4 protein-coding genes are annotated in these 4,794 nt (G+C 68.2%); 1 reads left to right on the top strand and 3 read right to left on the bottom strand.

Annotated elements, in window-relative coordinates:
• Window positions 1-133 precede the first annotated feature (133 nt).
• Genes VSO01S_RS25970 through VSO01S_RS25960 form a run of 3 tightly spaced genes read right to left on the bottom strand, consistent with a single transcriptional unit; the run spans window position 134 to window position 2,983 of the window.
• Window positions 134-922, bottom strand: a complete 789-nt coding sequence (locus VSO01S_RS25970; protein ID WP_068645646.1) for a cyclase family protein — start codon at window positions 920-922, stop codon at window positions 134-136.
• Between the two features lie 25 nt (window positions 923-947).
• Window positions 948-1,937, bottom strand: coding sequence for a fumarylacetoacetate hydrolase family protein (locus VSO01S_RS25965; protein ID WP_068645645.1), 990 nt, complete (start codon window positions 1,935-1,937; stop codon window positions 948-950).
• Window positions 1,934-2,983: an SMP-30/gluconolactonase/LRE family protein gene (locus VSO01S_RS25960; RefSeq protein WP_245684337.1), complete on the bottom strand. Its 1,050-nt coding sequence runs from the start codon at window positions 2,981-2,983 to the stop codon at window positions 1,934-1,936. Before VSO01S_RS25960 ends, VSO01S_RS25965 begins: the two co-directional genes overlap by 4 nt.
• Before the next feature lie 128 nt (window positions 2,984-3,111).
• Between VSO01S_RS25960 and VSO01S_RS25955 the strand changes: the two genes are divergently transcribed.
• Window positions 3,112-4,026 carry a LysR family transcriptional regulator gene (locus VSO01S_RS25955; protein ID WP_068645643.1) on the top strand — a complete coding sequence of 305 codons (915 nt, stop codon included), beginning with the start codon at window positions 3,112-3,114 and terminating at the stop codon, window positions 4,024-4,026.
• Window positions 4,027-4,794: the final 768 nt, after the last annotated feature.

The raw sequence follows: 4,794 nt of genomic DNA, 5'->3' as shown, positions 1-4,794 counted from the left end.
AGCGCGGGCAGCCGCTGGTCGGCGGCGGCGAGCAACTCGATCGGCCGCTCGCCGATCCGCCCGCGCGCATGCAGCAGCCGCAGCAAGGTCGCGCCAATGAAGCCTCCGGCGCCCGTCACCAGCACGCGCATGCTCAGTCCTTGAAGATGGCCACGGCGCGCGTCCAGCCGGCCGATGCGCCGCGGATCTTGTGCGGGAAGCAGCAGATGGTGAAGCCGTCGCCCGGCAGCGACTCCAGGTTGTGCAGCTTCTCCAGGTGGCAGTAGCCAATGTCGCGGCCGGCCTTGTGCCCTTCCCAGATCAGCGAGGCATCGCCCGTCTCGGCGATGCGCTGCGCGGTGTAGGAAAAGGGGGCATCCCAGCTCCAGGCGTCGGTGCCGGTCAGGCGAACGCCGCGCTCCAGCAGGTACATGGTGGCCTCGTAGCCCATGCCGCAGCCGGCCGAGACGAAGTCGCTGTGGCCGTAGCGCGAGCCCGCGCGGGTGTTCACCACCACGATGTCCATGGGCTGCAGCACGTGGCCGATGCGCGCCAGCTCGGCCTCGACGTCGGCCGCGGTGGCCACGTAGCCGTCGGGGAAATGGCGAAAGTCCAGCTTCACGCCTGGGCGAAAGCACCAGTCCAGCGGCACCTGGTCGATGGTGATGGACGGGCGGCTGCCGCCGCCGAGCTTGGCGTCCTGCGTGGAATGGAAGTGGTACGGCGCGTCCAGGTGGGTGCCGTTGTGGGTGGACAGGCTCACCCACTCGGCGGCCGCGGCCTCGCCGTCGGGATAGTCCTCGGCCTTGGTGCCGGGAATGAGCTGCATGAATTCCTGCAGCGTGTCGCCGTGCTTGTGGTAGGTGATCTTCGGCGCCAGCGGCGGCGGATCCGACAGCACGTCGTTTTCCAGGTAGATCGACAGGTCGACGAAGCGGGGCATGGTGTCTTGCTCCTTCTTCCTTGCTTCAGGCCTGCGGCGCGGCGGCCTGCACCACGCGCTGCTCGATGACGCCGAACACCGGCCGGTCTTGCCAGCGCGCTTCCATGCGCACGCGGTCGCCAAAGCGCATGAAGGGCGTGGTGCTTGCACCATCGGCGATCTGCTCGATGGCGCGGCGCTCGGCAATGCAGGCCGAGCCGCGCGCGCCGCCCGCGTTGGACACGGTGCCCGAGCCGACGATGGTGCCGGCCGAGAGCTTGCGCGTCTTCGCCGCATGTGCAATGAGCTGGTCGAAGCCGAAGTTCATCTCGCCGCCGTTGGGGTGGCCGAAGCGCTGACCGTTGTAGTCCACGTTCAGGTCCAGCTGCACCCGTGCGTCATGCCAGGCCTCGCCGATCTCGTCGGGCGTGACGGCCACGGGCGCGAAGCTGGAGGACGGCTTGGCCTGGAAGAAGCCGAAGCCGGTGCGCATCTCGCGCGGGCCGAAGGCGCGCAGGCTCACGTCGTTGATCTGCACCAGCAGCAGGATGCGGCTGCGCGCCAGCGGCGCGGGGCACCCCATGGGCACCTCGCCCACGATCACGCCGAACTCGCCCTCGAAGTCGATGCCGTGCGCCTCGTCGGGCAGCGGCAGGTCGTCGTGAGGGCCCAGCAGGTCGTCCGAGCCGCCCTGGTACATGAGCGGCACGGTCTCGATGTCTGGAATGGGCGCGGTGTCGAAGGCTTTCTCCATCAGCCGGCCATGGTTCAGGAAGGCCGAGCCGTCGCACCACTGCGGCGCGCGCGGCAGCGGCGCAGCGGCCTGCGCGGGGTCGAAGGCAAAGGCGCCCGGCGCGGCGCCGGCGTTGAGCAACTCATACAGCGCGGCAAGCTGCGGCGCGGCGTCGCTCCAGCGCTCGACCGCGTCGAGCAGTGTGGGCGCGATGTGGGTGGCGTCGACCGCCAGGCGCAGGTCGGTGGAGACGACGACCAGGCGGCCGTCCTTGCGGCCGTTCTTCAGGGTGGCGAGTTTCATGCGGGGAAGCTTTCGTTCCAGTGAATGGGAGGCAGGCCTGCCACGGGCGAGCGGAAGCTGGGCAAGGTGCTGCCGCGCAGGCTGCCCAGGTAGACCGTCCGCAAATCGGGGCCGCCGAATGTCAGGCTGGCCATCCAGGGGGCCAGCGTGCCGCAGGCCGCGCCCATGATCTCGGGCGTGAGGGTGCGCGCCTCGTAGTGCGCGTCGAGTGCGCGCGTCGCTTCGGGGTTGCCGTCGTCCAGCAGCGTGAGCAGCTCGCCCTCGGGCGTGATGGCCACCAGCCGGTCGGTCATCACCAGCGTGACCCACAGGTTGCCGTAGGCGTCGAAGGCAAAGCCGTCGGGGAAGCCGGGCAGCCGGCTCGGGCCGTACACCTCGCGCTCGCCCAGCGAACCGTCGCCCCGCACCCTCAGCCGGGAGATGCGCCGGGCGTTGCTTTCCACCACGTAGAGCCACTCCTCGGCCGCGTCCAGGCGCACTTCGTTGGTGCCCTCGAAACCCTCGGCGACGATGCGCGGGCCGTGCTCGTCGATGACGGCGATGTAGCCGTCGCTGGCACGCGCGTTGATCGACTCCGTCCATGGGTTCATGCGCGTGGTGACGGTGAGCCAGACGCGGCCGCGCCGGTCGCGCAGCACGAAGTTGGCCTTGCCCAGCGGCTGGCCGTCGATGCGGTCGAACAGGCGGCGCACGCGGCCGTCTCGACCCATGATCTCGACCGAGTCGCTGCCCCAGTTGGCCACCACAATCTCGCCGTTGGGCATGAAGGCCATGCCGTTGGGCAGCGAGCCATGGCTTTGCACATAGCGAGTGTCGAAGTCGGCGGCCGCGTCCGGCTGGGCGGCCCCGATGGGCGCGATCAGTTGCTGGCTGCCGTCCGCGGCAATGCGCATTGCGCCGCCGCGGGCATCGGCCGCCCAAAGGGTGCCGTCGCGCTCGGCCAGCACGCATTCGGGGCGCTGCAGGCCCTGGCCCACGTGGCGGATCGCGGCGCGGTCGACCTGCCAGCCGCACAGGGGGTTCTTGTTGCTCGTGACCATGCTCATCGTGAAAAGAGCGCGCAGCTTAGGTGCGGGGCGGCCTGCGCACCAACGGAATCTGCCGATGCCAGCCATCGCGCGGCGCGATACCAAGGCCTGCCCTAATATCGACCGGCCATTGACGGAGACAAAGCATGCGTTACCAGCGCATCGACCTGAACCTGCTGATCGCGCTCGACGCCCTGCTGGCCGAGCGCAACGTGACCCGCGCCGCCGAACGCATGCACATGACCCAGTCAGCCATGAGCGGCGTGCTCTCGCGCTTGCGCGACTACTTCGAAGACTCGCTGCTGGTGCCGATGGGCCGCAGCATGCAGCTCACGCCGCGCGCCGAAAGCCTGATCGAACCGGTGCGCAACATCATCCTGCAGGTGGACGCCACGCTGGGCGTGAAGCCCGAGTTCGAGCCGGCCACCGCGCAGCGCCATTTCCGGGTGATCGCGTCCGACTACGTGACGCAAGTGCTGCTGGCCGAGGTGCTGCGCCGCATCGCAACCATGGCGCCGCAGCTGAGCTTCGACGTGCGGCCCACCCACAGCGGCATGGGGCAGGATCTGGACCAGGGCCGCGTGGATCTCCTGGTCACGCCCGCGCACCTGACACTGCCTGAGCACCCGCAAGCGGTGCTGTTCGAGGACACCTACCACGTCATCGCCTGCCAGCAGAACAAGCAGTTGCAGCAAGGCATCAGCCTCGCGCAATACCGCTCGATGGGCCACGTGGTCTACCAAGCCGACATGGGTGACAGCCCCTGGTTCGAGCAGTGGTACGCCAACCAGCACGGCAACACGCGCCGCATCGAGGTGGTGGCGCACGGCTTCTTGCTGATGCCGCGCTTTGTCGTGGGCACCGGGCGAATTGCCACGGTGCAGACGCGCCTGGCCAAGCAGTTCGTGCAAGCCATGCCGCTGCGCCTGCTGGAGCCGCCCCTGCCCACGCCGCGCCTGACCGAGGTGCTGCAGTGGCACCGCTTTCGCGACGACGACCCGGGCGTGCGCTGGGTGCGCGAGCAGATCGTGGAGCTGGCCGGACACATGCCGGCGATATGACGGTGGCGGTGGCCCGAAGAGGGCCCAATGGCTTCCAGGACCCGAGTTCTCCGAGAGCGCCTTCTGACCTGCCCTCGGATCTTGCTGCGTTCGGTGCCTGCACGTCGGAGTTCGCGCGCCTCGGTATCCTACGGCGCCTCGGCCAGTGCGCACTCGCGTCGGAGCGCCTCCTTTGCTGCCTTTAGACGCTCCTCGAACTGCATGAGCTGATGATCCTCAGCTGCGCAACGATGCCAATGCGGTTCGCCAGGCCGCCGCTGCTAGCGATCGAAGTTCGAACATTACTACGGCTACGCACCTCGTTGCATCCCAACTAATGATGATTCGCCCGCCAAAATAGGGACCAGGGGCGTTTCGTTCGGGCAGCAAGGCCTGAAGGCGATCGTCGGCCGGCGACTGCTCCTGGCTGCGTGGAGCCGCGGCACTGCAGCGTTTGCAGTCCTTCTGCCTAGTGGACACGGATGGCTGCAACCCGTCACTCTCCGGCCATTCAGATCGCCCTACCCAGTCGTCAGGTGCTCAACGTCGCGTAGGTGCCATTTGCAGTTGTCTTTGGGGCCCTGCGGAAGCGGCAGCTTCCGACACGGGCAGTCCTAGCCTCAAAGTCGGCATTTCTTCGCGTCGGGGCACGCGGCCAAATACCTCCTTTGACAGAATGCGGCTCAGCGCTCCACCGTTTCGGTCCGCGCAGCTTCGCCGTGCACCCACGATAGAAAGGCTTCTACTGCCGGTCTTTTTGCGTGCTTGGCGGGGTAGACCACGAAGTGC

Origin of the sequence: Variovorax soli NBRC 106424 (genome assembly GCF_001591385.1) — a bacterium.
Lineage (GTDB): Bacteria > Pseudomonadota > Gammaproteobacteria > Burkholderiales > Burkholderiaceae_C > Variovorax > Variovorax soli.
The sequence above is the reverse complement of the archived record's forward strand: the minus strand, read 5'-3'. Positions and strand labels throughout refer to the sequence as shown.

Excerpts from the sequence above, each read along its gene's own strand:
- VSO01S_RS25970 (WP_068645646.1), bottom strand. The coding sequence starts at position 922 with ATGCCCCGCTTCGTCGACCTGTCGATCTACCTGGAAAACGACGTGCTG.
- VSO01S_RS25965 (WP_068645645.1), bottom strand. The coding sequence starts at position 1,937 with ATGAAACTCGCCACCCTGAAGAACGGCCGCAAGGACGGCCGCCTGGTC.
- VSO01S_RS25960 (WP_245684337.1), bottom strand. The coding sequence starts at position 2,983 with ATGAGCATGGTCACGAGCAACAAGAACCCCCTGTGCGGCTGGCAGGTC.
- VSO01S_RS25955 (WP_068645643.1), top strand. The coding sequence starts at position 3,112 with ATGCGTTACCAGCGCATCGACCTGAACCTGCTGATCGCGCTCGACGCC.